At 72.6% G+C, this 25,044-nt stretch carries 24 protein-coding genes and 1 pseudogene; 16 read left to right on the top strand and 9 right to left on the bottom strand.

What is annotated here, in order from left to right; translation table 11 throughout:
* Positions 1 to 102 precede the first annotated feature (102 nt).
* Both CRP55_RS20630 and CRP55_RS20625 read left to right on the top strand, forming a co-directional pair.
* Positions 103 to 822: an L-type lectin-domain containing protein gene (locus CRP55_RS20630; RefSeq protein ID WP_179855269.1), complete on the top strand. Its 720-nt coding sequence runs from the start codon at positions 103 to 105 to the stop codon at positions 820 to 822.
* A gap of 39 nt (positions 823 to 861) precedes the next feature.
* Positions 862 to 1,572 carry an enoyl-CoA hydratase/isomerase family protein gene (locus CRP55_RS20625; RefSeq protein WP_097321742.1) on the top strand — a complete coding sequence of 237 codons (711 nt, stop codon included), beginning with the start codon at positions 862 to 864 and terminating at the stop codon, positions 1,570 to 1,572.
* Here CRP55_RS20625 and CRP55_RS20620 read toward each other — a convergent pair.
* The gene (locus CRP55_RS20620) at positions 1,550 to 2,368 is read right to left on the bottom strand and encodes a helix-turn-helix domain-containing protein (protein ID WP_097321741.1); all 819 of its coding nucleotides are present in this window, start codon (positions 2,366 to 2,368) and stop codon (positions 1,550 to 1,552) included. The genes CRP55_RS20625 and CRP55_RS20620 overlap by 23 nt on opposite strands.
* Positions 2,369 to 2,470: 102 nt before the next feature.
* Between CRP55_RS20620 and CRP55_RS20615 the strand changes: the two genes are divergently transcribed.
* From CRP55_RS20615 to CRP55_RS53130, 3 genes are all read left to right on the top strand, one after another.
* The gene (locus CRP55_RS20615; RefSeq protein WP_097321740.1) at positions 2,471 to 3,301 is read left to right on the top strand and encodes an SDR family oxidoreductase; all 831 of its coding nucleotides are present in this window, start codon (positions 2,471 to 2,473) and stop codon (positions 3,299 to 3,301) included.
* A gap of 95 nt (positions 3,302 to 3,396) precedes the next feature.
* A complete protein-coding gene (locus tag CRP55_RS20610; protein ID WP_097321739.1) occupies positions 3,397 to 4,953 on the top strand; it encodes a carboxylesterase/lipase family protein in 1,557 nt (518 codons plus the stop codon).
* Positions 4,950 to 5,090 carry a hypothetical protein gene (locus CRP55_RS53130; protein ID WP_179855268.1) on the top strand — a complete coding sequence of 47 codons (141 nt, stop codon included), beginning with the start codon at positions 4,950 to 4,952 and terminating at the stop codon, positions 5,088 to 5,090. Before CRP55_RS20610 ends, CRP55_RS53130 begins: the two co-directional genes overlap by 4 nt.
* A gap of 164 nt (positions 5,091 to 5,254) precedes the next feature.
* On the opposite strand, the pseudogene CRP55_RS20605 reads toward CRP55_RS53130, so the two are convergent.
* The 3 genes and pseudogenes from CRP55_RS20605 to CRP55_RS20595 form a co-directional block, all read right to left on the bottom strand.
* A pseudogene (locus CRP55_RS20605) lies at positions 5,255 to 5,374 on the bottom strand (hypothetical protein); the annotation flags it as partial.
* 56 nt (positions 5,375 to 5,430) lie between these two features.
* Entirely contained in the window at positions 5,431 to 5,937 is a 507-nt protein-coding gene (locus CRP55_RS20600; protein WP_218854645.1) for an SRPBCC family protein, read from the bottom strand.
* A gap of 14 nt (positions 5,938 to 5,951) precedes the next feature.
* Positions 5,952 to 6,269 (bottom strand): ArsR/SmtB family transcription factor, encoded by a 318-nt coding sequence (locus tag CRP55_RS20595; RefSeq protein ID WP_097321737.1) that lies wholly within the window; start codon positions 6,267 to 6,269, stop codon positions 5,952 to 5,954.
* An 81-nt stretch (positions 6,270 to 6,350) separates the two neighbouring features.
* Between CRP55_RS20595 and CRP55_RS20590 the strand changes: the two genes are divergently transcribed.
* From CRP55_RS20590 to CRP55_RS20550, 8 genes are all read left to right on the top strand, one after another.
* The gene (locus CRP55_RS20590; RefSeq protein WP_179855267.1) at positions 6,351 to 7,388 is read left to right on the top strand and encodes a sensor histidine kinase; all 1,038 of its coding nucleotides are present in this window, start codon (positions 6,351 to 6,353) and stop codon (positions 7,386 to 7,388) included.
* On the top strand, positions 7,385 to 8,020 hold the full coding sequence (locus CRP55_RS20585) for a response regulator (protein ID WP_097321735.1): 636 nt from the start codon (positions 7,385 to 7,387) through the stop codon (positions 8,018 to 8,020). Before CRP55_RS20590 ends, CRP55_RS20585 begins: the two co-directional genes overlap by 4 nt.
* Before the next feature lie 73 nt (positions 8,021 to 8,093).
* On the top strand, positions 8,094 to 8,435 hold the full coding sequence (locus CRP55_RS20580; protein ID WP_097321734.1) for a hypothetical protein: 342 nt from the start codon (positions 8,094 to 8,096) through the stop codon (positions 8,433 to 8,435).
* A gap of 69 nt (positions 8,436 to 8,504) precedes the next feature.
* Positions 8,505 to 8,900 carry a DUF6188 family protein gene (locus tag CRP55_RS20575; protein ID WP_143234769.1) on the top strand — a complete coding sequence of 132 codons (396 nt, stop codon included), beginning with the start codon at positions 8,505 to 8,507 and terminating at the stop codon, positions 8,898 to 8,900.
* Positions 8,901 to 8,958: 58 nt separating this feature from the next.
* Positions 8,959 to 9,186: a class I SAM-dependent methyltransferase gene (locus CRP55_RS56250; protein ID WP_097321732.1), complete on the top strand. Its 228-nt coding sequence runs from the start codon at positions 8,959 to 8,961 to the stop codon at positions 9,184 to 9,186.
* Between the two features lie 287 nt (positions 9,187 to 9,473).
* Positions 9,474 to 10,376, top strand: coding sequence for a hypothetical protein (locus CRP55_RS20560; protein ID WP_097321730.1), 903 nt, complete (start codon positions 9,474 to 9,476; stop codon positions 10,374 to 10,376).
* 154 nt (positions 10,377 to 10,530) lie between these two features.
* A complete protein-coding gene (locus CRP55_RS20555; RefSeq protein WP_179855266.1) occupies positions 10,531 to 11,499 on the top strand; it encodes a zinc-dependent alcohol dehydrogenase family protein in 969 nt (322 codons plus the stop codon).
* Positions 11,496 to 12,284 (top strand): GNAT family N-acetyltransferase, encoded by a 789-nt coding sequence (locus tag CRP55_RS20550; protein WP_143234767.1) that lies wholly within the window; start codon positions 11,496 to 11,498, stop codon positions 12,282 to 12,284. The genes CRP55_RS20555 and CRP55_RS20550 overlap by 4 nt, the downstream gene beginning before the upstream one ends.
* Here the strand turns inward: CRP55_RS20550 and CRP55_RS20545 are convergent.
* Positions 12,229 to 14,952 carry a helix-turn-helix transcriptional regulator gene (locus CRP55_RS20545; RefSeq protein ID WP_179855265.1) on the bottom strand — a complete coding sequence of 908 codons (2,724 nt, stop codon included), beginning with the start codon at positions 14,950 to 14,952 and terminating at the stop codon, positions 12,229 to 12,231. The genes CRP55_RS20550 and CRP55_RS20545 overlap by 56 nt on opposite strands.
* A 102-nt stretch (positions 14,953 to 15,054) precedes the next feature.
* On the opposite strand from CRP55_RS20545, the gene CRP55_RS20540 reads away from it, so the two are divergent.
* Both CRP55_RS20540 and CRP55_RS20535 read left to right on the top strand, forming a co-directional pair.
* Complete coding sequence (locus CRP55_RS20540; RefSeq protein WP_097321835.1) at positions 15,055 to 16,626, top strand: FAD-dependent oxidoreductase; 1,572 nt, start codon at positions 15,055 to 15,057, stop codon at positions 16,624 to 16,626.
* A 66-nt stretch (positions 16,627 to 16,692) separates the two neighbouring features.
* The gene (locus CRP55_RS20535; protein ID WP_097321726.1) at positions 16,693 to 17,328 is read left to right on the top strand and encodes a helix-turn-helix transcriptional regulator; all 636 of its coding nucleotides are present in this window, start codon (positions 16,693 to 16,695) and stop codon (positions 17,326 to 17,328) included.
* Here CRP55_RS20535 and CRP55_RS20530 read toward each other — a convergent pair.
* Positions 17,313 to 19,970: a helix-turn-helix transcriptional regulator gene (locus CRP55_RS20530; RefSeq protein ID WP_097321725.1), complete on the bottom strand. Its 2,658-nt coding sequence runs from the start codon at positions 19,968 to 19,970 to the stop codon at positions 17,313 to 17,315. The genes CRP55_RS20535 and CRP55_RS20530 overlap by 16 nt on opposite strands.
* A gap of 85 nt (positions 19,971 to 20,055) precedes the next feature.
* Between CRP55_RS20530 and CRP55_RS20525 the strand changes: the two genes are divergently transcribed.
* The gene (locus tag CRP55_RS20525; RefSeq protein ID WP_097321724.1) at positions 20,056 to 22,743 is read left to right on the top strand and encodes a helix-turn-helix transcriptional regulator; all 2,688 of its coding nucleotides are present in this window, start codon (positions 20,056 to 20,058) and stop codon (positions 22,741 to 22,743) included.
* A 17-nt stretch (positions 22,744 to 22,760) separates the two neighbouring features.
* On the opposite strand, the gene CRP55_RS20520 is transcribed toward CRP55_RS20525, so the two are convergent.
* From CRP55_RS20520 to CRP55_RS20510, 3 genes are all read right to left on the bottom strand, one after another.
* On the bottom strand, positions 22,761 to 23,480 hold the full coding sequence (locus CRP55_RS20520; RefSeq protein ID WP_097321723.1) for a hypothetical protein: 720 nt from the start codon (positions 23,478 to 23,480) through the stop codon (positions 22,761 to 22,763).
* A gap of 1 nt (position 23,481) precedes the next feature.
* Positions 23,482 to 24,336: an alpha/beta fold hydrolase gene (locus CRP55_RS20515; protein WP_097321722.1), complete on the bottom strand. Its 855-nt coding sequence runs from the start codon at positions 24,334 to 24,336 to the stop codon at positions 23,482 to 23,484.
* Positions 24,337 to 24,401: 65 nt separating this feature from the next.
* A complete protein-coding gene (locus CRP55_RS20510) occupies positions 24,402 to 25,028 on the bottom strand; it encodes a TetR/AcrR family transcriptional regulator (RefSeq protein ID WP_097321721.1) in 627 nt (208 codons plus the stop codon).
* Between the last annotated feature and the right edge of the window lie 16 nt (positions 25,029 to 25,044).

Here is a 25,044-nt window from a genome sequence, read left to right as displayed (position 1 = left end):
GCCTCCCACACTATGCCGACCGAAACAACCATTCCGCATACGGGAGCCCCGCGGCTGGCCTACGTTGAGCCCGCGATCACTGCTCATCTGGAGGACGGAACCATGTCCCAGCCTGTCCATCGCAAGCGGGTGACGGCCGGTCTGCTGGCCGCCGCCGCGTCCGTGGCCGCCGTCGCCGCGGCCGCACCCGCACAGGCCGCCACGGGCGGATTCCCGTTCAGCGACTACAGCCTCAACGGCTCGGCCGCCTTCGTGTCGGCCAGTGACTCGCCCAGCTCCGTGCTGCGCCTGACCGGCGGCGGATATCGCCAGGCCGGTTCGGCCTGGGGCGGCGAGCAGATCGACCTGACCCGCTCGTTCGAGACCAGCTTCGGTGTGCACCTGCGCGGCAACGCACCCGGCGCGGACGGCGTCGCCTTCCTCGTGCAGGCGGTCGGCCCGCGGGCCCTGGGCGGCTGGGGCGGCGGTCTCGGCTACCGCGGCATCCGGCAGAGCGTCGCGGTCGAGCTGGACGACTTCCGCAACCCGGGCGACGCCGACGCCAGCCACGCCGGGGTGGTGCTGCGCGGCAACCCGGACTACCACCTGGCCGCCGCCCCGACCGGCACACCACTGTTCGGCGCCCCGGTCACGGTCCGCGTCGCCTACGACGCCGGCGCCCACAACCTGACCGTGCACCTCGGCGGCCGCCAGCTGATCAGCACCACCGTCGACCTGGCGGCCCAGGTCGGCGCCGACCGCGCCTGGGCGGGTTTCACCGGCGCGACCGGCAGCACGACCTCGACCCAGGAGATCCTCGACTGGAGCCTGTCAGTCGGCTGACTTATGGCCGGGCCGGCCGTCGCCCCTAGCGTCGGAGCCATGACGTGGAACGCCTCCGAGCACGGACCGGTCGCCCGGCTCACCTTCGCCAATCCGCCAGACGCTTTCATGAGCTTCGCCGGACTCCTCGAGCTCGGCGATCTGCTCGAGACGTACGCCGAGAAGCCCGGCGACATCAAGCTGATCGTTCTCGCCGGCGGCACGCCGGGCCTGTTCATCAACCACGCCGACCTGGCCGAGCTGGCCAAGCTCGGCGACGGCACCGCCACCGAGCGGGAGCGCGGGGCGTGGTCCCGAGCGCTGCGGCTGCTGGAGGAGATCCCCCAGCCGACGATCGCCGCGATCGACGGGCTGGCCTCCGGCGGCGGCCACGAGCTCGCCCTGGCCTGCACCCTGCGGGTGGGCTCGCCCGAGGCCCGGCTCCAGCAGCCCGAGGTGCCGGCCGGCATCATCCCCGGCGGCGGCGGGAGCGTGCGGCTCCCCCGCCTGATCGGCCCCGGCCTCGCCGCCGACGTCATCCTGACCGGCCGCGAGGTCGGCGCGGCGGAGGCGCTGCGGGTGGGCTGGCTGAGCCGCGTCTTCTCCGGCGACTTCCCGGCCGAGGTGCTGTCCTATGCGAGCGACATCGCGAAAGCGCCGGCTCCGGCCCTGGCCGCGGCCAAGAAGTCGATCGTCATGGGCAGCCGCCTGCCGTTCGCCGAGGCCCAGGCTCAAGAGCGTGCGCTGTTCAGCGGGGTTCCAGCTCACTAGCCAGCCGGGCGAGGGCGCCGGCGGCCGGGCTTCCCGGCTCGGCGTGGTACATCACCAGTTGCAGGCCGTCGCTGCCGATGACGGCCAGCTTCTCGCGGCGCAGGCGCATCTCGCCGGCGCGCGGGTGGTGGATGACGCCGGTGTCGCTGCCGCCGCGGTGGATGTCGTGCCGGGCCCACAGCTTGCGGAACTGCTCGCTCTTGAGCGACAGCTCGCCGATCAGCGACTGCAGCCGCGGGTCGTCGGTGTCGGCGCCCATCTCGGCCCGCAACTGCGCCACCACGCTGCCGACGTTCTCGTCCAGGTCGGGGTGGGCCAGCCGGGCCGCCGGGTCGGTGAAGAGCACGATCAGCCGGTTGGTGCCGGGCCGCATCAGCGGCGACAGCTCGGCCGCCAGCGGGTTGGCGGCCAGCACGTCGCGGTAGCGGTTGACCACGAACGCGGGCACGTTCAGCGTGCCCAGCAGCATCGCGATCCCGTCCGGCACTTTGTCGGCCACCTTCGCCGGGCGGCGCCGGCTCTTCGGCCGGGCCAGATCGAGGAGGTACGAGGTTCCCTCGGCGTCCAATTGCAGGACGCGGGCCAGCGCGTCGACGACCTGGGCCGACGGCGTACGGTCGCGGCCCTGTTCCAGGCGCAGGTAGTACTCGGCACTGATCCCGGCCAGCATGGCCACCTCTTCGCGGCGCAGCCCCGGCACCCGGCGCAGCCCGCCGCCGGGCAGGCCCACCTCGCGCGGCGTCACCAGCTCGCGGCGTGCCCTCAGGAAGTCGCCCAGCGCGTTGTCCGTACCCATGATCTCCACGGTACGAGAAGCCCGCGGCCGGTGCCTGTTCCCGCTGCTACCAGGAACAACTCTGTCTGCCACCGGGCCCGCGAGCCGGGGAGAGTCATGGGCATGACATCGAAAACATGGTTCATCACCGGCGTCAACAGCGGCTTCGGCCGCCAGATGACCGAGCAGCTGTTGTCGCGGGGCGACCGGGTGGCCGGCACCATCCGCCGGGCCGGCTCGGTGGACGACCTGAAACAGAAGTACGGCGAGCGGTTCTGGGTCGCCGACCTCGACGTCACCGACCTGACCGGTGTGCGTACGACCGTCGACCGGGCGTTCGCCGAGCTCGGCCGCATCGACGTGGTCGTCAACAACGCCGGCTACGGGCTGTTCGGCGCGGCCGAGGAGCTGACCGACGAGCAGGTCATCGGCCAGATCAACACGAACCTGCTGGGCTCGATCGCCGTGGTCCGGGCCGCCCTGCCGCACCTGCGGGCTCAGGGCGGCGGCCGGGTCATCCAGATCTCCACCTACGGCGGTCAGGCCACCAACCCGGGCGCCTCGCTCTACCACGCCGGCAAGTGGGGCATCGAAGGCTTCATCGAGGGCACCGCCCGCGACGTGGCCCCGTTCGGCATCGAGATGACCATCGTCGAGCCCGGCGGCGCCCGCACCGAGTTCCGGTTCGACAGCCTGCAACTGGCCACCCCGCTCGCCGCGTACGACAACACCCCGGCCGCCATGGTCCGCGGGGCCAAGGACCGCAGCCGTCCCCCGCTGGGCGACCCGGCCAAGATGGCCGCCCGCATCATCGACAGCGCCGCCCAGAGCCCGGCCCCGCTGCGCCTGGTCCTCGGCTCCGACGCGTACAAGTTCGTGACCACCGCCCTGCGCGAGCGCCTCGCCCAGATCGAGCCCCAGGAGGCCCTGGCCGCTTCCACCGACGCCGGCTGAGCCCGCGTCATCCACCGGCCGGTGGAGCCACGGATCCACCGACTGATCATCCAAGAGTTGATTCGCGCCCGTCGATCAGCGGTGAGGCTGTTCGCATGGGAGCGAAGACCTTGGCCGTGGCCGCGCTGGCCGCGAGCCTTCTCACCGGCGGACCGGCCGCCCCGCCGAGCGCCGTGGCTGACGGGAAGGCCGTCGTCCGCACTCACGCCGGGCTGATCCGGGGCGTGGTCCACGACGGGTATCGGACGTTCGGGGGGGTGCCCTACGCGGCGGCGCCGACGGGTGAGCGGCGCTGGCGGGCGCCGCAACCGGTCGTGCCGTGGCGCGGTGTTCGGGCGGCGGATGCGCCGGGCGAAGCTTGTGCGCAGAACGCGCCCGGCCTCGGGCAGCCGTCCAGCGGCGCCGAGGACTGCCTGTACGCCGACGTGACCACGCCCCTCGACGGGCGCCGCGGGCATCCCGTCATGGTGTGGTTGCACGGTGGCGGGTTCCAGAACGGGTCGGGCAGCCTGTACGACCCCCATCGGCTGGCCGAGCGGGGCGTCGTCGTGGTGACCATCAACTATCGGCTCGGGGTGTTCGGCTATCTCGGGCTGCCGGGGCTCGCCGGGTCGGGGACCTTCGGGTTGCAGGATCAGCAGGCGGCGCTGCGCTGGGTGCGGCGCAACGTGGCGGCGTTCGGCGGCGACCCCGGCAACGTGACGCTGGCCGGCCAGTCGGCCGGTGGGATGAGCGTGTGCGCGCAGCTGACCTCCCCGGGCTCGGCCGGGCTGTTCCAGCGGGCGATCATCCAGTCGGGGTCGTGCCTGACCGACTGGCCGGCCGAGCTCTTCCTGCCCAACATCGGCTCCGGCTCGCAATGGGCCCCGGTGGACGATGTGGAGCGGGCCGGAACCCAGCTCGCGGCAACGCTCGGCTGTCAGGACGACGTCCTGGCCTGTCTGCGGTCGCAGACCTCGGAGGCTCTGCTCCGCGAGACGCAGGGCACCGGTCTGCGTGCTTTCGTCGACCCGGCGTACGGCACGAGCGTGCTGCCCCGAGAACCAGCCGACGCCTTAAAGGAAGGCATTTTTCATCGCATGCCGGTTTTGTCGGGCAGCAACCTCGACGAGCATCGAGCCTTCATCGCCGGCCTCGACGCCGCCGCCCCGGTCACCGCCGAGCGGTACGCCGAGGTGCTGAGGGCGGCCTTCGGCGATCAGGAGCCCCAGGTCCTCGCCCTCTACCCCGCCGCGGCGTATCCCTCACCCGGCCTGGCCTGGGCCGCCGTGGCCACCGACCGCATCTGGGCCTGCCCCACGCTGGCCGGCAACCGCCTCCTCGCACGGAAGAACCCGGTCTATGCGTACGAGTTCGCCGAGCGCGACGGCCCCAATCCCGGCTACGGCCTGCCGTGGGGCGCCTTCCACGGCGCCGAACTGCCCTACCTCTTCGACGTGACCTACTTGGACGGCGCTGCGCAACCGGAACTGGCCGCCCGGATGGTCGGCACGTGGGCCCGGTTCGCCGCCACCGGGCGTACGCAATGGCCGGTCTTCCCGTTTGTCGAGACCTTGGCCACCGACAAGGGAAGCGCCGTCGAGCATCACTGCGGATTCTGGGCCGGGGAAGGAGACTCCCCCGGCCCAGCGCCCAGACCTGCTGGACCTTGACGGTCTTGGACGTGGTGATCGGGGCCAGGGACGCCGCGCCGGTGGAGGCGCGCACCGAGTCGCTGGTCACGGTCACCGTCACCGGTGGCCAGCAGCGGGCCGCGTCGACACCGGTGGACCCACGATGGCGGCTGTAGGTTCCCAGGCTTGGGTGTACGCGACCAGGCCGTCGGCAGGCGCACGGCGCCGTTGGCGGCATTGATGGTCAGGTCAGTGCCGGCACGCCAGGGACCTTGCATAACGCGAGAATTGATCGCGTCCGGCGATCCCATGAACCTGTGCCCCACCCGCTCCGCCGGTGTCAGGCGCCCGGGTCGAGGCCGAGCTGCGCCACGTCCCAGGTGGACAGGCAGAAGGGGTGGCCCGCCGGGTCGGCGTAGACGAAACAGTGGTCGGAGTTGGGCTGGAAGTCGAGGCGGGTGGCGCCGGCCGCGAGGACCCGCGCCTCGGTGGCGGCGAGGTCGTCGACGAAGAAGTCTAATCAAGGCCTTTCTGCTCGTACGCCGGTGTCAGCTCGGCCCACCGCGCGCGCCAGCTCGGCTCGGGCTTCTGGTCGGTCCACTGTCCGGGGCCGGCCGCCGCCTCGCTCTCCAGTGACCGCGCCAGATCCTCGAGGTGGGCCTGCCATCCGGCGCCGTGGAAGTGGAGGCGGTCGCGGGGCAGGCCGCGCTCCTCGACGACCAGGCGCGTCCCCGGGCCCTCCTCGGTCAGCCAGGCCTCGATCTGGGCCTCGTCCTCGGTGCCGGGCCCGGTGGTGACCAGCAGATGGTGTGGCCTCTCGCAGACGTCGACGCGCCCGGGGCCCGACCAGGTGCTGGTGAAGACGGCGTGGAACGAGCCGCCGGCCCGCAGATCGCCGGAGACCTTGGCGATCCAGCGGGCGAGCCGTTCCGGATCGGTGCAGGCCTCCCACAGGTCGTCGATGGAGGTGTCGTAGACGTCCTCGACGCGCACCGCACCGCGGGTCTCGTCAAGCGATCGCATCGTTCCGACGATCTTCACTTCCGCTCCCTCTTTCCTCGGGCGACCTCGGTGTGCAGGGCGTCCATCCGGTTCTGCCAGAGCGCACGGTACGGCTCCAGCCACTGGTCCACGCCGGCCAGCGCCTCGGGCCGCAGGGCGTAGATGCGGCGTTGCGCGTCCTGCCGGACGTCGACCAGCCCGGCCTCCCGCAGCACCCTCAGATGCCGGGACACCCCCGGACGGGCGATCGGAAGGGCCGCCGCCAGCTCGCCGGCGGTCGCCGGGTGACGGCGGAGGATCTCGAGCACCGTGCGCCGGCTCGGGTCGGCCAGCGCCTGCAACACCGCATCCATGATGGGCTTGAGCGTAACCAGCTGGGTACGTAACCACAAGGGTACATTGACCTCCGGTAAGGGCTGCCGGACAGTGGGGGCGTGAAAGCAGCCATGGCCGCGCTGACCGTCGCGGCGTTCGTGACGCTGCTGGTCGATGTGGCCGGTGGGAGCCGGGAACCGGTGGTGCTCGTCCCCGGGGCGATCTTCCTGGTGCTGGCCACGCTGGGGTACGAGTGGGTCACGCGCCAGGCCCGGCGGCGCCTCTCATACGCGTACATCATCGGCCTGTTCCTCTGTGGTTTCGCGGTCTTCGTGGTCTCCGAGGCGTCGGTCGGCTCGACGCTGATGCTGGTCGTGCTGGTCATCCAGGCGACGCTGACGGTGCCGCTGGCCGCCGTGGTCGTGCTGGTCGTGCTGCTGCCGCTGTTCCACGCCGGGATGGACCTGTCCGAGGGCGTGCGCGAAGGGCTCGGGCTGTTCGCGGCGGCGGTGTTCGCGGCCGTCCTGACCAAGCTGCTGATGCGCGAGCAGCAGGCGCGGCAGGCGCTCGCGCGGGCCCAGCGCGAGGTGGAACGGCTGGCCGCCTCCGAGGAGCGCAACCGGATCGCGCGCGACATCCACGACGGGCTCGGCCACTCGCTGACCGTCGTCCAGATGCAGATCAAGGCGGCCCGCGCGGTCCTGTCGCAGCCGGCGAAGGCCGACGAGATGCTGGGCAAGGCGCAGGACCAGGCCGAGGAGGCGCTGCGGGAGGTGCGAAGGTCGGTCGGGGCGCTGCGTTCGCCCGTGCCCCTGCCCGAGGCACTGAAGCGGCTGACGGACGAGACCACCATCGTCGGCCGGGCGCGCCCTCTCGCCGCGGAGGCCGAGGAGTCCCTGTTCCGCGCGGCGCAGGAGGGCCTCACCAACGTCCACAAGCACGCCCACGCGACCAGGGCCGAGCTGTTCCTCGATTTCTCAGACCCTGATTGTGTACGCCTGGAGGTGCGCGACAACGGCACCGGCGTCGCCGGCGGGGACACGGGCGGCTTCGGCCTGCTCGGCCTGCGCGAACGGGCGGCCCGGCTGGGCGGCCGCCTGACCCTGGAGTCGGCCCCCGGCGCCGGCGCCACCCTGCGGATGGAGGTGCCCGGATGACCCGCGTGCTGATCGTCGACGACCAGGCCCTGTTCCGCGAGGCCCTGTCCGTCCTCCTCGGCGTCGTCGACGACCTGGAGGTGGCCGGCGAGGCCGGCAACGGCGACGAGGCCGTGGCCCAGGTCGCCGCCGTACGCCCCGACGTGGTGCTGATGGACCTGCGCATGCCCGTGCTCGACGGCATCGAGGCCACCCGCCGCATCCGCACCGCCCACCCGGGCACCCAGGTCATCGCCCTGACCACATTCGACGACGACGCCGACGTCTTCGCCGCGTTGCGCGCCGGCGCGGTCGGCTACCTGCTGAAGGACGTGTCGTCGGAGCGCCTGATCGAGGCCGTACGGGCCGCCCACCGCGGCGAATCGGTCCTGCAGCCGTCGGTGGCGGCCAAGGTGGTGGCCCGCTTCGCCCAGCTGCCCTCACCACAGCCCCTCATCGACCCCTTGTCCGACCGCGAGACCGAGGTGCTGCGCCTGCTCGCCAAGGGCCGCAGCAACCGCGAGATAGCCGCCGCGCTGTTCCTGGCCGAGGGCACGGTGAAGAACCACGTCACCAACGTGCTGGGCAAGCTGGGCGTCCGCGACCGCACCCAGGCCGCGTTGCGCGCCCGCGACCTGGGCCTGATCGCATGACCTCGTTCTTCGTGACCCCGGCCATGACCTTCGGCACCTGAGATCATGACCCGGCCGCCCTGACGATCGGTGCATGACGAAAACACGCTTCGCTCTCCACTACGCCGAGATGGTCGTCGCCATGTTCGTGGGCATGGTCGCCTTGGCTCCGCTGTGGCCCTCCCTCGAGGCGTACCCCGCCGCCGAGGCGATGGCGATGACCGTGAACATGTCAGTCGGCATGGGCGCCTGGATGCTCGTCCGAAAACACTCGTGGCCCCACATCGCCGAGATGTGCGCGGCGATGGCCGCGCCGTTCCTGGTGCTGCTCATCCCGTACGGCCTGAATCTGATCTCCGGCGACACCCTCATGCTGGCCGGTCACCTCCTGATGTTCCCGGCCATGCTCGTCCCGATGTTGCGTCACAGGTTTTAAGGCCCCGTTATGAAAGCGGCGGCTACGGTCCAGCTCGAAGGTCCCGTCGAGCCCCCGATCGAGGTACGCATGTCGCCGCTATCCCCCCTGGTAGGACAGCACCTGGAGTATGTCCGCCTGGGCGACGCCCTGGTCCTCAGCTTCTCCCGAGGAAGCCAGATCCTCATCGAGACAGCAGCCCACCTGACCACCCCCGACGCCTACACCCGGCTCCTGCCGGGCGACGACAGTTCCGACGCCTTGGCCTCCTTGCTGGGCGACGTGGTGAGCACAGCCCAGACAGCCGACGACGGCGAACTGACGATAACTTTCGGCGCCGGCTACGAGCTGCGAGTAACCCCCGACCCGGAGCTGGAGTCCTGGGCGTTCACCAACCCCGACGGCCCCCTGATCGTCTGCCTCCCCGGCGGCGAACTGGCTTTCTGGGCCAACACCCGAGCCTCGACAACCCCGAACGCCGGCTAGATCTAGCGATCGCTGCGGGAGTTATGACCGACACGGTCCGCACGCTCGGGTATTCGAGATCGGGTGCGGCACCGGGCAAGCGACCCTGCCCCTGGCACGACTGCGATGCCATGTCGTCGCGATGGACCTCAGCCCCGGCATGGCCGCCATCGCCCGGCGGATCCCTCGGCATCGTCTCGACCCACCACATCGCCGGCGGCACAAACGCCTTCTTCGCCGACGCCCAACGATGCTGCGAACGTTTCGACCCCACACCACCACCCGGCGTGCGCCTGACCACCGATGACGAGACCCCCGAGGAGGCGGCGGAGTTCGACCGATCGGCACGATTCGGGCCAGTCGAATTCCGGCGCTACGGGTGGCAGCAGACCTACACGGCCCCCGAGTATCTGAACCTGCTCACGACGTACTCCGGCAATCGCGCCATGGCGCCGCGGGCACGCAACGGCCTGTTCGCGTGCATCGCTCACCTGATCGACGAGGTTTACGGCGGAGCAATCACCAAGCAGTTCCGGACCCGGCTCGCGATCGCGCACAAGACATCGTGAACCTGCTCGGCGTTACAGTCTCGCCGTGTACTTCGTGTGCAGGTGGCGAGAGGAATCGCCGTTCGGCAAGCGGGTGGTTGCCCTCCCCGACGCGACGGTGCTGGACTGGTTCCGTCGCGGCTGGGGGAAGGACGACCCGGACGAGTGGATCGAAACCGAGTTGGGCGGCGACGTCTACGGCTTGGACTCGATTTTCGACAAGGCCAGGAAACGAGGGCTGCCGCCACCGGAGACCACGGACCAGCTGCGCACGCTCCTGCACGAGCACTTGTACGTGGAGGCCGACGACAAAAGCGACTACATCCGGCTGGGCCGACACGCTTTGCGGGTGCGCACGGATGACGACGAAGTCGACCTGGCCTACTACTTCGTCGACGACGAGACCGCCGCCGCGTCGCCTGACAGGCTCGCGTTTCTGCTGAACGACAAGTGGCCACTTCCGAAAGACAGCAGCCCGTCGGCCGCCCACTTCGGCCTCAGCGTTCCCGTCCGCACTGCCCGGCTGGTCCGGCCCGGACCTGAGGCGGTCTTCTCGGTCCGCCTGTGCTGGGAGTCGCCGGACATCGACCGGAATCTCGACCTTCGCGGAGCCGTCACCATCCCCGGCCTGACCCTCCCTGATCTGGCCGCCGTCCTGCACAAAGCCGACGACCAGGAAGCACTCCGCTGGCCCCATGACCTCCGCCTCCTGCGGCAACTCATCACCTCCAGCGCAGAGAGCCTTGGCGGCGCCCTTCACACGTACGCGAGGCATCCGCGCTCGCTGGTCGAAGTCGGTCCGCACATCGCGCAGGTCGCCCGCTACATCGATGATTTCGTGGGATTCGACCAGTGGTTCCTCTTCGACACGCGCTGGGCGACCGCCCACGCGGACCTGGCACATTCTCTGCTGCGGTATGCCGCTCACTGGGATCCCTACGCCGGGTAGCGCCTGCTGTACGTCGACCGGACAGCCGGCGTCTTGGTGGCTTCCGCGGCGGGCCGGGCGGCCGTATCGGCACGGGAAACGTCGTTTGCCCGCGCGGGCAGGATGCGTTTCGGTGAGGCGCCGCCGGGCCCGCCGCCGCCTAGCGTCGCCCCACATGAAATCGCTTCAGCTGTACGAGTTCGGTAAGCCCGAGACCCTGAGACTCCTCGACGTGGACCCCGCGCCGGTCGGGGCGGGGCAGGTTCGGGTTGCGATCGAGGCCGCCCCGGTCAACCCGTCCGACTTTCTGACCCTCAGTGGCCGCTACGCCGTACGGCCGATGCTGCCCTCGCCCCTCGGTGCCGAGGGTGTCGGACTGGTCACCGAGGTCGGCGCCGGTGTCACCGCCGTCACCGCCGGCGACCTGGTTCTCGTTCTGCCGAACCCGCAGCCTGGCACCTGGCAGGAGGAGGCCGTGGTGCCGGAGCGTTTCGTCGTGCGCGCCGACCCGAACGCCGACCCGGTCCAGCTCGCCACCGCCGGCATCAACGCCGCGACCGCCTATCTGCTGCTCGGCTACGGCGACGCGCTGAAGCCGGGCGACTGGGTGATGCAGACCGCGGCAAACTCGGCGCTCGGCGCCTTCGTGGTCGCCCTGGCCCGGCACCGGGGGCTGCGCACCCTCAACGTGGTGCGGCGGGCCGGTGTCGAGGTGCCGGGCGGCGACGCCGTCGTGGTCAGCGACGAGACCCTGACCGCTCAGGTCCGTGACGTGCTGCGCGGGGACCGGCCGTCGCTGCTGCTCGACGGTGTCAGCGGCCCGGTCGCCGGCACCCTCGCCGCGGTGCTGGCGCCGAACGCGCACATCGTCAACTTCGCCGCGCTCAGCGGGCAGCAGCTCGTCATCGACCGGGTGCACCTGCTCTTCAAGAGCTTGAACGTGCACGGCTTCTGGCTCAACAACTGGATCGCCACCGCGCCGCGGGCGGAGATCGAGCGCGTCTACGCGGAGGTGACCGGGCTCATCGCGGACGGGGTCCTGCGGACAGAGATCGCCGCGCAGTATGGACTCGGCGACTTCGAGCGCGCTCTCGCGCACGCGAACGCTCCGGACCGTACGGGAAAGGTGGTCTTCCGCAGATGACGGGAGTGGACGAGCAGGCCGAGCTGACCGAGGCCGAGCTGATGCACGACTACGAGACCCGGATGCCCGCCCCGGCGCGGGAACGGCTCGGCGTGGCCGCGGCGCGGATCGGCGGCGGTGTCGCCCTCGCGATGCCGAACGACCCGGTGTCGTACTGGAGCAAGGCGCTCGGTTTCGGCGTGACCGAGCCGTTCACTCTGGCCGTCCTCGACGAGGTTCTCGACTTCTACCGCACCCACGGCGTGCGGCAGGCGGTCATCCAGCTGGTCCCGTCCGTGCTGCCGGACGGCTTCGCCGGGCGGGGTCTGGAGCGGACCAGCACCTGGGTCAAGCTGGGCGGTGACCCGGCCCAGGTCGCCGCCGCGCCGTCCGATCTGCGGATCGCCGCTGTGACACCGGAAACCGCCGGGGCGTGGGCCGATGCCGTGCTGGACACGTTCGGCATGCCCACCGGCGACCTCACCGCGATGCTCGCCTCCACGGCCGGCCGGGCGCACTGGCGGCCGTTCGCCGCCTGGGACGGCGACGAGGTGGTTGCCGGCGCGAACGTCTACCTCAACGGCGATGCCGCCGACCTGAACGCGGCCGCCACCAAGCCGTCCCACCGCGGCCGGGGCGCGCAGTCGGCGCTGATCGCGGCGCGGGCCCGGGCGGCGGCCGGGGCCGGGTGCCGGCGGCTGTTCGCCGAGACGTGGAAGGGCGAGGGCAACCAGTCACTGTCCAACATGGTCAGAAGCGGCCTGGCGCCTCTGTACGAGCGGGAGAACTGGACAGTGCGCTTCTGAGCTGGTTGCGGTTGCTGATGCCCAGCTTCGGGAAGACCTTGTACAGGTGGGTGCCGATCGTGCGGTGCGACAGATAGAGCTGGTCGGCGATCTCCTTGTTGGTCAGCCCGTCCGCGGCCAGCTCGACGATGCGCCGCTCCTGCGCCGTCAGCTGGCCGAGCAGGTTGCGGGCCGAGCGTGACGCGACGGGCGCGACCCCGGCCGCGCGCAGCTCGGTCGCGGCGCGTTCCGTCCATGGGAGGGCGCCGGCCGCCTCGAACGCCCGAAGGGCCGCGCTCAGCTGTTCCCGGGCGTCGACGATGCGCCGGCGGCGGCGCAACCATTCGCCGTACGCCAGACGGGTCCTCGCGATCTCCAGCACGGCCGGGTTGTCCTCGGCGTCCAGCGCCGCCTCGTAATGCTCCTCCGCCTCGGGTCCCGGTGAGATCTGGGCGAGGCCGCGACGGACCAGATTCTTGATGTACGGGCCGGGGAACGCCCCCGCGCGCTCGAGCAGCGGCTCCACCAGGGACTCGCGCCCGGTGCGGACGGCGGCCTCGGTCAGGTCGCCGAGCGACCACAGCCCGGTGGTGCCGATGGCCTGCGCGCCCTCCAGGGCGGCCCAGGCGTCCTCATACCGGTGCTCGTTGAGGGCGATCAGCCCGGCCGACCAGCCCGCCCGGGCCCGCAGGAACGTGAGGTCCAGCCCTTGCCCCAGCGCGATCGCGGCCAGCGCCCGCGCGTTGTCGCCCTGCCACGCGTGTACCCGGGCGGCGACGATCGCCGCATCGGCCGCGGTGACCCGCAATCCGAGGTCGGAGCCGAGCCGCAGGGCCATCTCGGCGTCGGCCAGGCCCTCGCGCAGCTGGCCGAGCCCGACCCGGATCAGCGCCCGCTCCCGCATCGTCCACGCCTCGTCGCCGGGTGCACCGGCCCGGTGGAAGTGGTCGACGCCCAGGCTCCACCACTCCAGCGCGGCCGGCAGGTCGTGCACGGCCTGGGCCATCAGCCCGACGCCGATGATGATCTGCGAGCGGCTCGGCGGGGCGTCCTCGGCCAGATAGGCACGGACGGCCCGCCGCAGCGCGGGCATCTGCTCGCGGGCCTCGGCCGCGTGCGTCACCGGGTCGAGCAGCACCCGGCCGACCAGCACGTGCGGGCTCCGCAGGTCGCCGGCCGCGGCGACGATCGCGGCGTCGAGGCGGGCGCGCAGGTCGTCCGGCAGCCCCTGGATGGCGTTGGCCGTGGCCGCCGTGGTCAGCACGCGCAGGCGCTGCATCCGGTTGGCCTCCCCGGCCGGCCCGGCCAGGCGGGCGACCAGGTCGAGCAGCTCGCCGGTGCTGTGGCCGGGCACGGCCGCGCTGGCGCCGAGGGCGACCTCGGTGAGCGTGAGATGGGCGAGCACGTCGGGGTCGGTGGCCAGCGGCCAGGCCTCGCGCACCAGCAGGGTGCTGTCGGCCACCTCGCCCGCCTGCCGGGCCACCTCGGCCGCGGCCGCCAGCCGGCGCGCCCGGTCGGCGACCGAGGACGAGAGCGCGGCCGCCCGGCGCAGCGCGGCCACCGCCTCGATCTGCGCGCTGCGGTCGCGGGCCCGGTCGGCGGTCTCCTCCAGCGCGGCCGCCACCTCGTCGTCGAAGTCGGGTGTCGCCGCCGCGGCGTGCCAGGCGGCCCGGTCGGGGTCGGTGGCGGCGCCGGCCAGCAGGCGGTGGGCGGCGGTCCGCTCGGCGAACGGCGCGGCGTTGTAGACGGCCGAGCGCACGAGCGGATGGCGCGGCACGATCCGGTCGCCGGCGACGGCGGCCAGGCCGGCCCGCTCGATCGGGGCGAAGTCGTCAAGGCTCAGCCCGGCGCCGGCCGCGGCCGCCATCAGCTGCCGCAGCGACGACTCGGGCGCCGCCGCGATGAGCAGCAGCATCTGCCGGCTGCGCTCGGGCAGGCCGGCGGCGCCGTCGAGGAAGGCCTGCTCGAGCCGGCGGGTCATCGGCAGCCACTGGTCGCCGGCCCGGCCCGGGGTCAGCGCCCGGGGCAGCTCGGTGAGGGCCAGCGGGTTGCCGACGGCCTCGGTCAGGATCCGTTTGCGGGTGGCGGCGTCGAGGCCGGCCAGCAGCTGCTCGGAGGCTTCCTCGCTGAGCGGGCCGAGCGGGAGCTGCGGCAGCGACCCGAACAGCTCGGAGGTGCTGCGCATCGTCACGACCATCAGGACCGGGGCCTGCGACAGCCGCCGCGCCGCGAAGGCGAGGGTCTGCGCGGTGGAGGCGTCGAGCCATTGCGCGTCCTCGACCACGACGAGTGTGCGCTGCTCCGACGCGTACTCCTCGAGCAGGCCGAGCGACGCCAGGCCGGTCATCAGGCGGCTCGGCGCCGGCCCGTCGGCCCGGCCGAGCGCGACCTCCAGGGCCTGCCGCTGCCGTCCGGGCAGGGTGGGCAGCAGGTCGAGCACCGGGTGGAACAGCTCGTGCAGGCCGGCGAAGCCGGAGGTGGTCTCGCTGGCCACGCCGGTGCAGCGGAGCTCGCGAAAGCCCCGCTCGGCGGCGATCGCGGCCACCGCGTCGATCAGGGTGCTCTTGCCGATGCCGGCCTCGCCCTCGACCACGACGGCCTGACCGCCGGGGCCGACCGCGTCGAGCAGCTCACCGAAGTGGGTCAGCTCAGCGTCGCGCCCGACGAGGACGGGTGTTTGCGCGGGCACAAGATCGAGCTTAGCGGCGGTGCGGGCAAGTGACGTTGCCCGTGTGACGCCGGAAACCCCACAGGGGTGACGGAGGCCACCGGCTGCTGTAACGGTTGCCGGGTGAACAGGACGTCTTTCCCCGAGATCGAGGATCTGCCCGCCGCCGCCACCGCCCGGCTCGACGCCGACCAGCGGGCGCGCGCCGCCGCGTACGGCACCGAGGTGACCGTGACCGCCGGGACGCGCCTCTACGAGGAGGGCGAGGCGAACTGCGACCTCATCGTCTGCGAGAGCGCCACCCTGTGGGACGGCCTCTACACGTACGGGCCGGGCGGTTTCGCCGGTGAGCTGAGCCTGCTCACCAGCCAGACCCGCAACCAGGCGGTCACCGTGGTCGAGACGGGCACGGTGCGGATGATCGACCAGGCCTCTTTCCGGCGGCTGATGGCGCAGCAGACCGACCTCGGCGACCTGTTCCTGCGCGCCTTCCTGGCCCGGCGCCGGCTGCTGCGGCTCGGTGCCGAGCAGTCCACCACGATCGTCGGCGATCCGCGCTCGGGCGACGGGCTGGCCCTGCGGGTGTTCCTGTCCCGGCAGGGGCTGCCCCACCTGTGGCTCGACGCCGCGTCCGGCGAGGCCCACGCCGTACTGGAGGAAGCGGGTTTGTCGCCCGAGGATCTGCCGGTGGCGCTGACGCCCGGTGGTGTGATGCGCCGGGTGACGCCGGGCGAGATCAGCGAGCGGCTGGGGCTGACCTACAGCAGCATCGGCCGGGGCACGGTCGACCTGGCGATCGTCGGCGCGGGACCGGCCGGGCTGGCCGCGGCCGTCTACGGGGCTTCGGAAGGGCTGGGCACGCTGCTGCTCGACATGGTGGCCACCGGCGGGCAGGCGGCCACCAGCGCCCGGATCGAGAACTATCTGGGCTTTCCGTTCGGGCTGAGCGGGCTCGACCTGACCACGCGGGCGGCGGTGCAGGCGCTGAAGTTCGGGGCCGAGATCGCGACGCCGTGCGGGGTGTCGGCGCTGCGCACCGGCGACAAGGAGCACGTGCTGGTGCTGAACGACGGCACCGAGATCCCGGCCCGGGCGGTCATCATCGCGACCGGGGCCGCCTATCGGTCGCTGCCCATCGACCGCTGGGACCACTTCGTCGGCAACGGCATCTATCACGCGGCGACCGACCTGGAGGCCCAGGGTGTGGCCGGCGAGCCGGTCGCGGTGGTCGGCGGCGCCAATTCGGCCGGGCAGGCGTCCTTGCACCTGGCGCGTTACGCGAGCCACGTGACGCTGATCGTCCGCGGTCCTGATCTCTACGCGAAGATGTCCTCCTATCTGGTCGAGCGGATCCTCGCCGATCCGCGGATCACCGTCCTCACAAGTACCGAAATTTCTGGCCTAGGCGGCGACTCGAGGGTCGAGAGCTTGATGCTCACCGGGCGGGATGAGCCCCTGGAGTGCCGCGGCGTGTTCAGCTTCATCGGCGCTACCGCGGCGACCGAGTGGTTGAGCGAGATCAAAACCGACAAAGACGGATTTATTTGTACGGACGCGGTGTTCGCCACCTCCATCCCCCGCGTCTTCGCTGTCGGAGACGTACGCCAGGGGTCGCTCAAGAGGGTGGCGGCGGCCGTGGGCGAGGGATCGGCCGCGGTCCGGTCCGTACACGGAGCTCTCGCCGACCTTCAGTGATTCGACTTATGCCTCCGCCGGGCGCGCGCGGCACTGTTGCCGGAGCAAGCCGCGAAGGAGGCCCTCATGACCCAGGCTCTGGTCACCACGCTCGACGTGTCGGTGCAGGCAACCGACTCGCTCACCCTGGCCGGACTGACCGTGCTGCTGGCCGACCGGCCGGAGGTGCGGGTGCTCGGCCCCGACGAGGCCGGCGGCGACGTCCTGGTCTTCGCCGCCGACCGGCTCGACGCCCGGGTCGTGGCGGCGCTGCGGCGCTCGGCCGCCGCCACCCGCCGGCCGGTCGTGCTGGTGCTCGACGAGATCAACGACTCCGAGCTGCTCCTCGCCGTCGAGTGCCGGGTGCACTCGGTGCTGCCGCGGGCCGCGGTGACCGCCGAGCGGCTGACCCGCGCCGTGGCCGCGGTCGCCGCCGGCGACGGGGTGATGCCGCCCCCGCTCGTCGGCGACCTGCTCAAGCACCTGCGCGACCTCCAGCAGCGCGTGCTCGACGAGGCCGGCCTGAACGCGGCCGGCCTCACACCACGGGAGATCGAGGTGATCCGGCTCATGGCCGAGGGCCTGGAGACCACCGAGATCGCCGCCAAGCTCTGCTACTCGGAGCGCACGGTCAAGGGCGTCATCCACACCATCACCCGGCGCCTCGGGCTGCGAAACCGGTCGCACATCATCGCCCACGCCATGCGCTACGGGGTCATCTGAGAGAGCTGGGCGCGGTTCCTCACGCCCAGCTTCGGGAACGCCTTGTAGAGGTGGGTCGCCACGGTCCGCGGCGACAGGCTCAGCTGATCGCCGATCTCCTTGTTGCTCAGCCCTTCCGCGGCCAGCTCGACGATCCGCAGCTCCTGCGGGGTCAACCGCAAACGGCTCTCCTCGGCCGTACGGGCCGGCGCGGCCCCGGTGGCCAGCAGCTCGCGCTCGGCCCGCTCGGCCAGTCGCGCGGCGCCCACCCGGCGGAACTCGGCCAGCGCCGCCTCCAGCGGCTCGCGGGCGTCGACGATGCGGCGCTTGCGGCGCAGCCATTCCGCGTACGCCAACTGCGTCCGCGCTCGCTCCAAAGCGTTCCCCGCCTCCTCGGCGTTCGCCAACGACCGCAGGTAGAACTCCTCGCGCGAGCTCAGAACGGCCCTGGCGCGATGAACTATCGCCCACAGATGGGCCGAACCGAACGCCGCCGCCTGCTCCTCGGCCGCCACGACCACGGCCTCGACCTGCGCCGTGTGCCCGCTGCGCACGCCCGCCTCGACCAGGTCGGCCAGCGCCCACAACCCCGTCGCCGGATGAGCGGCCACCTCGGCCAGCTCCCGCCAGGCCTGCGCGTGCCGGCCCTCGGCCGCGGCCAGGAGCCCGGCCGCCCAGTGGGCCCGCGCGGTGATCAGCGCGTACGACTTGTTCTCGTTGAACCTCAGGCTGTCGGCGAGCCGCCGCCTCGCGTCGGCCGTCTCCCCGCGCACCGTGTGCCCGAGCGCGGCGATCGCGGCCGCCTGCCCGGCGATGCGCACGAGCCCGTTGCCGTCGGCCAGCGCCAGCGCCCGCTCGGCGTCGGCCAGACCGCCGCCCACGTCGCCCCGGAGTAAACGGTTGAGTGCCTGTCCCTGCAGCCCGAACGCCTCGTCGGCCAGCGTTCCGGCCGCGTGGTGCCATCGCGTGAAGTGTTCCCAGCATTCGCCGGCGGTGTCGAGGTCCTGCAGCGCCTCGGCCGCGCAGACGAAGATGGACAGGCTCCGGCTGGTGCCCATGGACCGTTCGCGGCAATCGACGAAGGCGAAGTCGATGGCCTGCCGCAGCAGCGCGGGCAGCCGCGGCCGCACGGACGGCGCCTGGCCGACGGGATCGCTCAGGGCCAGCCCGATCTCGCGCTGCCAGGGCCCCTCGTCGACGAGGTCGGTCACGGCCCGCTGCAGCCGGGCCATGGTCTCCGGGTCGTGGGCGAAACCCCACGCGCGCCCGATGGCCGTGTTCAGCACCCGGATCCGCGAGAGGTGGTCGCCGCGCATCCGGGTGGCTAGCCCGATGACTTGTTCGGCGCCGCGCACCGGCGTGCCGTATTCGATGCCGAGCAGCAGCTCGGTGGAGGCCAGGTTGGCGGCGTCGGACGGCGCCTCGGCCAGCGGAACGGCCTGGTGCAGCAGCGACTGGCACAACACCGGCATGCCCGCCTGGCGAGCCAGTTCGGCGGCGAGGGCGAGCCGGTGGGCGCGACCCGCGACGGCCGGGGAGAGCGCGGCGGCGCGGCGCAGAGCCTCCACCGCCTCGCGCAGCGCGCCCCGGCTCCGCGCCACCTCGGCCGCCGCGGTCAGCTCCCCGGCGACCTGCTCGTCGAGTCCGGGCGTGGCCGAGGCCCGGTGCCAGGCGGCCCGGACCGGGTCGGTGACGACCTCGGCCAGGGCGCGGTGGGCCGACACACGCGCGGAGAGCGAAGCCGCCCCGTACACCGCCGAACGCACCAGTGGATGGGTGAACTCCAGGCGTCCCCGGTCCACCACGATGAGCCGGTTGTGCTCCAGCGGTTCGAGGTCGGCCGGTCCGGCGCCGTCGAGCGCCCCGGCCGCGAGGGTCTCCGCGATCGACCCGCCCGCCGCCGCCAGCAGCAGCAGCCGGCGGCTCCGCTCGGGCAGGGCGGACAGGTCGCCGAGGAAGGCCTGCTCGATCCGGCGGGTGACGGGCAGCGGCCCGGAGACGCCGGGGTGCCGCGCCTCGGCGGCGAACTCGCGCAGTGCCAGAGGATTCCCCCCGGCCTCGGCGAGCACCAGGTCACGCGACTCCGGCGGCAGGCCGGGCGCGGCGTCGGCCAGCAGCTCCACGGCCTCGTCCCGGGTCAGCGCGTCGAGCCGGACGCGGCGCAGGTCCGGGCCGGCGAAGGCGGAGCCGCCGGTGCGCACCGCCGCCAGCAGGGCGATCGGCGCGCCGTGGGGCCGGGACACGACGAATTCGAGGGCCGCCAGGCTGGACGGGTCGAGCCACTGCGCGTCGTCGGCCACGACAAGCACGGGCTGCTCCGCGGCCGCCGCCTCCAGCACGTCGAGAGTCGCCAGGCTGACCAGCAACGGATCAGGGGCGGGCCCGTCGGCCAGCCCGAGCGCGACCAGCAGCGCGTCGCGCCGGCGCGGGGGAAGGCCGGCCGGCGCCGGTGGCAGAAGCTCCTGGAGGCCGGAGTAGCCGAACACGGCCACGCTCTCGACGCCGGTGCACCGCAGGATCCGCATGCCGCGCGCCCGTGCCTCCCGCACCGCCGCGTCCACCACAGTGGTCTTGCCGATGCCGGCGCCGCCCTCGACGACGACGCCTTGTGCCTGTTCGAGCGCGGCCAGCACGGCGCGCAGCTCGGCCGAACGTCCGATCATGGGCCGAGCCTAGGCACGGATCCGTTCGCGCCCTTCAGTCACGTGACTTATACCCGCCTGCCCAGGTGCTCAGCAGGCTTGATCCATGATGATCGGCGCAACCTCGGGGACGGTGACGGTCAGCGGGGACGCGGGCTCGGGCAAGACGACCGTGCTCGATCGCGTCGCCGCCGGCGCGGGCGAACGCGGCGATCTGGTGCTGCGCTGCTCGGGCCTGCCCTGCTCGCCGGCGGAGCCGGGGGCCGGCCTGCACGAACTGCTGCACGGGGTGCTCGACCGGGTCGCCGGCCTACCGGCGCCGCTGCGGTCGGCGCTGTGCGCGCTGTTCGGCATCGGCCCGGACGAACCGGCGGGCGCGCCGCCGCCCTCGCTCGGCCTGGCCACGCTGCGGCTGCTGGAACGGCTCGCGGCCGACCGGCCGGTGACCGTCGTGGTCGACGACGTGCAATGGCTCGACGAGCTGACCGCCGGGACGCTCGACTTCGTCGCCCGCCGTCTCCGGGACGCGCCGATCCTGCTGGTCGCCGCTTCGCGGCTCCCGCTGCCGTGGCCGGGCGAGGCGCTCCGCTTGCGCCCTTTGCCCGTACGGGCATCGGAAGAGCTCCTGGCATCGGTGGCGCCGTCCCTGCCCGCGTCCACCCGCCACCGGATCGCCGAGGCGGCCGCGGGCAACCCGCTGGCCCTGCGCGAGTTCGCCGGCGTGCTCCTGGAGAAGGGCGACGACGGCGGCCCGCTGCCCCTGACCCGCCGGCTCCGGGCCAGCCTGCTCGCCGAGACCGTGGGACTCCCGCCGGCCACCTGGCGCTTCCTGGTCCTGCTGGCCTGCGCCGAGCAGCAGCCGCTGCGCGAGCTGATGTCGTCCGCGGCCCGGGCCGGCCTACGCCCCGAGGACCTCGACCCGGCCGAGCGGGCCGGCCTGGTCGTGGTCGACGGCGACCGGCTCCGGTTCCGCCAGGCGCTGCTCCGCACGGCCGTCCAGGGCGCGGCCACCTGGTCGGAGCGCGGCGTGGCCCACGAGGCGCTGGCCGCCGGCACGCTCGATCCCGGATGGGCCGCCTGGCACCGTTCGGCCCTGACCGTGGACGCCGACGAGGCCGCCGCCGAGAAGCTGGAGGCGGCCGCCGTCCGCGCCTCGGGCGAGGACGCTCTGCGCCACGCGATGCGGTTTCTGCGCCGCGCCGCCGCCCTCTCGGGACATCCCGAACAGCGTGCCCGCCGCCTGGCCGGCACGGCCGAGCTGGCCCGCCAGGGCGGCCGCAACGTCGAGGCGTGGCGGCTGATCCGCGAGGTGACCACGCTGTCGCCCTCCCGAGGTGTGCTGGCCCAGGCCGAGCTGACCCGCTCCATCCTGGTGCTGACCGACGGCCTGGGTGAGCGCTCGGCCGCCGAGACGATCGGTGCGACGCTGCGGGCGGCCACCGACCCTTCGTCTCCCTACGAGCGTGAGGCCGCCGCCCGCATGCTCATCGCGGCCGGCTCGATGGCCTGGACCCACGACGTCTCCGCCGACGTCCGGGCCGAGCTGCTGCGCAGCGTGGACTGTGCCCTGCACGGCGCCGAGGCGACGACGCTGGTGACCGGCGTGCTGGCGATGAGCCGCAGCTGGATGGACCCGCTCGGCGGAGCGGCCGACGCCCATCGGCGACTTCCGGTCATTCTCGGGGCGCTGCGCGACCGGGTCCTGGCCGACGTTCCGGAGCTGCGCCGGCCGACCCGCCACTTTTTGATCGCGGCCGCCCGCACGGCCGAGACGTTGCACGACCCGGCAACCGCGGCGAAGGCGTGGGACCTGCTGGCCGACGCCATGTCCAACGCCGGCGCCGTCACCACCGACGAGGTCCGCCGGCTGGCCGAGCACCCGCTGAGCCGGATCCTCAACGGACAACTGAACGACGCCGCCGCCCAGGCCTCCCGCGCCCGGGACCTGGCCGACCGGATGGGGTTGCCGGTGCTGGGCGCCCTGGCCTCCGCGACCCTTTCCCTGGCCCGGGCCTGGAGCACGCCTCACCCGGCCCAGGCCACGGATCGCGGCCGTCAATCGGCGCTCGTCACGGCCGTCGGCGCTTGGGCGGACGGTCTGCTCGCCCTGCGCGAACGGCGCTTCGCCGACGCGTACGCCGCCCTGCGCGCCACCGAGGTCCATCGCGTCATCGCCTGGAACGCCGCCGCCGACCTGGCCGAGGCCGCCGTCGGCTGGGAGCAGACCGGTGGGACGGAGGTCGTGGGGGTCGCGCGGGCGAGGCTGGCCGAGATCGAGATGGCGGCCGGCGTTCTGAACTCGGACCAGCTGCGGGCGCTGGCGGCCCGGGGGCGGGCCCTGCTCGACGAGGAGGGGGCCGAACCGCACTTCCAGCGCTCGGACGCAGCCGCCCGGCGAGCCGGGATCCCGTTGGAACTGGGCCGCACGCTGCTCGCGTACGGAACCTGGCTGCGCCGCCGCGGCCTGGTCCTCAAGGCCCGCGAACAACTGGGTGAGGCCCGGTTCCTCTTCGACCGCGCCGCCGCCTACCCGTGGGCCGCCATGGCCGCGGCCGAGCTCCGGGCGGCCGGGGTCGCCACCGCCGCCGAGGCGGTCGACGCGGCCGAGGTGCTCACTGCGCAGGAGCTGCGGATCGCGCGGCTGGCCGCTCAGGGCATGACGAACAAGCAGATCGGGGCGGTCATGCGCCGGTCGAGCCGCACCATCGCCTCGTACCTCTATCAGATCTATCCGAAGTTGGAGATCAGCAGCCGCGCTCAGCTGCGCGCGGTGGTCGGGGACCCGGCGCCGTGACCGGGTCCCCGCCGCGGTCACTTGACCGTGACGTCCTTCAGGTCGATCGAGACGATGACCGGGTCCGCGACCTTGTGGTTGTTCTCGTCCGTGCTGTAGATCTTCCGGCTGGTCGCCACGACCAGGCCGTCGACTGTGGCGAAGTCCAGCGCGTACTGCGCGCTCGGCGCCCGGCCGGCGATGTCGACCGTGTAGTCGCGCCGACGGATCAGCCCGTCCGAGTCGACGTACAGCACCTGCCGCGGGGTGTGGGTGGCGATGCTGTCCGGATAGGTGACGGCCAGGCGCCGGAACGTCTTGCCGTCCTCAGTCCAGCCGTCGATCTCCTCGGTCTGGACTCCGGGCAGCAGCAGAGAGGCCGGCTCGGTGGTGTACGTCCACATCGCGTACCCGGAGAAGTAGGCGAGCTGCAGCTGCGTCCAAGGCGTCGTGAGCACATGCCCGGCGAATGACTCGCGCGGGTTCGGCAGCTCCTCGACCACCTCGCCGTCCTCGGTCTCCACCGCCACCCGCTGCGGGGTGAAGTTGGTGTGGTGGCCCTCGGCGAAGAACGGCTCCTGCCGGGTGTGCTCGCGGTGCAGGTCCACGGTCACCTGCACGTCGTCGAGCGCGCCGGGCCACCCCTTCATGGCCCAGAGCACGCCGCCGAAGAACTGGCGGGCGCTGATCTGCTGCGCCTCCTCCCAGGCCGCGCGACCGCCGTACGTCTGAAGAATCGCCTCTAGCAGGTCGCTCATGTCACTTGTCCCCTTCGGTGAGGAAGTCGTTGATGTCCTTGGCCGCGTCGGCCGGGTACTGGAACAGGGAGGCGTGCGCGGCGTCCGGGTAGATGCGGAGCCGCGCGTCCGGGATGAGCCCGGCCATGGTGAAGCTGCCCTTGGTGGGGATCATCAGGTCGTCGTCGCCCTGCAGGATCAGCGTGGGCGCGGTGATGCCGGTGAGCCGCTGCAGCGCGGAGTGGTCAGGGATGCCCCACTCGATGATGGCGTCGAACTGGGCGTCGCGGACCGCCTCGGTGGTCGGCTCGTCGCGGTTCTCGGTGCGGGTGAAGATGCGGCCGAGGAACTGCTTGCCGAGCGCCTGACTGGTCTCGGTGTGGGCGAAGAAGATGTACAGCAGGTCCTCGGCGTCATTCACCTTGGCCCGCGCATGCGAGGCGATGTCCTCGCGCCACACGTGCATGCCGGGCGCGCCCTTGGGGCCGGTGCCGGCGAGCACCAGCTTGCGGATGAGGCCGGGCCGGACGAGGGCGATCTCCTGGGCGACGAATCCGCCGAGGGAGAAGCCGAGCAGGTCGATCCGGTCGAGCCCGAGCGCCTCGGTGAAGGCGATGATGTGGCGGGCGCTCTGCGCGACCGAGGTGGCCAACTCGCCGGTGGAGGATCCGACGCCGGCGTAGTCGACGAGGATGACCTCGCGGGAGGCGGCGAGACCGTCGGTCAGCGACGGGTCCCAGTTGTCGAGGTTGCCGCGGAAGTGCTGCAGCAGCACCAGCGGCACGTCGCCGCCGGATCCGAACCGGCGGTAGGCGTACGAGACGCCACCGGCCTCGGCGAACCGGGTCGGCGCGGTCTGATGAGTGATGTCAGGCATGACTCCAGTTCAGCCACGGTTCTCGCCGCCTGCCGAGCAGCGGCGGTGAGCCATGGCCCAAAGGGTCACGCCGGTCGCCCCCGCGAACTGCTCTCCAGTGCGCGGTACAGGTCGCGGGGCTCAGTGGCGGGCGGCAGCGGCACCTCCGGGCCGGCCGCGCACGCCCGCAGGAGATAGGCGACGAGGCGGTCGGTCGCGGCATCGTCGCCCAGCCGCGCGACGTTCGAGGTGGCGAGCAGGAACAGCGGCAGGTCGTGGGGCGAGAAGTCGGCCCGCAGGCGCCCGGCCGCTTTGGCCTTCTGGACGAGGCGTACGAAGTCACGCAGCGCCGCCTGGCGTTCGGCCTCGAGCCGCTCGGCGCCCGGGAACATCGTGGTGAGCACCTCGTTGAAGCCGCGGCTGCCGCTCTGGACGCGGACGAGGTACTCCAGGAAGCTCCGGAATCCGTGCCAGGCATCGGGATCCGCGGCCGCGGCGGCCGCCGTCAAGGCGTACTCGTGCATGGCCCCGGCGAAGGTCTCCTCGATGAGCCGCTCGCGCTCCGGGAAGTTGCGCATGACCGTCGCGATGCCCACCCCGGCCCGCCGCGCCACCTCGCTCATCGGCACGTCGATGCCGGCCTGGCCGAACACCTCGGCCGCCGCCTCGAGGATCCGGGCGCGGTTGCGCTCGGCGTCGGCCCGACGTGCCACCGCTCACACCTCCGAA

This window comes from Paractinoplanes atraurantiacus, from assembly GCF_900215205.1.
Lineage (GTDB): Bacteria > Actinomycetota > Actinomycetes > Mycobacteriales > Micromonosporaceae > Actinoplanes > Actinoplanes atraurantiacus.
This window is presented reverse-complemented; position numbering and strand designations above follow the sequence as displayed.

What these genes read in the sequence shown, in the direction of transcription:
- CRP55_RS20630 (WP_179855269.1), top strand. Translation starts at nt 103, where the DNA reads ATGTCCCAGCCTGTCCATCGCAAGCGGGTGACGGCCGGTCTGCTGGCC.
- CRP55_RS20625 (WP_097321742.1), top strand. Translation starts at nt 862, where the DNA reads ATGACGTGGAACGCCTCCGAGCACGGACCGGTCGCCCGGCTCACCTTC.
- CRP55_RS20620 (WP_097321741.1), bottom strand. Translation starts at nt 2,368, where the DNA reads ATGGGTACGGACAACGCGCTGGGCGACTTCCTGAGGGCACGCCGCGAG.
- CRP55_RS20615 (WP_097321740.1), top strand. Translation starts at nt 2,471, where the DNA reads ATGACATCGAAAACATGGTTCATCACCGGCGTCAACAGCGGCTTCGGC.
- CRP55_RS20610 (WP_097321739.1), top strand. Translation starts at nt 3,397, where the DNA reads ATGGGAGCGAAGACCTTGGCCGTGGCCGCGCTGGCCGCGAGCCTTCTC.
- CRP55_RS20600 (WP_218854645.1), bottom strand. Translation starts at nt 5,937, where the DNA reads ATGCGATCGCTTGACGAGACCCGCGGTGCGGTGCGCGTCGAGGACGTC.
- CRP55_RS20595 (WP_097321737.1), bottom strand. Translation starts at nt 6,269, where the DNA reads ATGGATGCGGTGTTGCAGGCGCTGGCCGACCCGAGCCGGCGCACGGTG.
- CRP55_RS20585 (WP_097321735.1), top strand. Translation starts at nt 7,385, where the DNA reads ATGACCCGCGTGCTGATCGTCGACGACCAGGCCCTGTTCCGCGAGGCC.
- CRP55_RS20580 (WP_097321734.1), top strand. Translation starts at nt 8,094, where the DNA reads ATGACGAAAACACGCTTCGCTCTCCACTACGCCGAGATGGTCGTCGCC.
- CRP55_RS20575 (WP_143234769.1), top strand. Translation starts at nt 8,505, where the DNA reads ATGTCGCCGCTATCCCCCCTGGTAGGACAGCACCTGGAGTATGTCCGC.
- CRP55_RS20555 (WP_179855266.1), top strand. Translation starts at nt 10,531, where the DNA reads ATGAAATCGCTTCAGCTGTACGAGTTCGGTAAGCCCGAGACCCTGAGA.
- CRP55_RS20550 (WP_143234767.1), top strand. Translation starts at nt 11,496, where the DNA reads ATGACGGGAGTGGACGAGCAGGCCGAGCTGACCGAGGCCGAGCTGATG.
- CRP55_RS20535 (WP_097321726.1), top strand. Translation starts at nt 16,693, where the DNA reads ATGACCCAGGCTCTGGTCACCACGCTCGACGTGTCGGTGCAGGCAACC.
- CRP55_RS20530 (WP_097321725.1), bottom strand. Translation starts at nt 19,970, where the DNA reads ATGATCGGACGTTCGGCCGAGCTGCGCGCCGTGCTGGCCGCGCTCGAA.
- CRP55_RS20525 (WP_097321724.1), top strand. Translation starts at nt 20,056, where the DNA reads ATGATGATCGGCGCAACCTCGGGGACGGTGACGGTCAGCGGGGACGCG.
- CRP55_RS20520 (WP_097321723.1), bottom strand. Translation starts at nt 23,480, where the DNA reads ATGAGCGACCTGCTAGAGGCGATTCTTCAGACGTACGGCGGTCGCGCG.
- CRP55_RS20515 (WP_097321722.1), bottom strand. Translation starts at nt 24,336, where the DNA reads ATGCCTGACATCACTCATCAGACCGCGCCGACCCGGTTCGCCGAGGCC.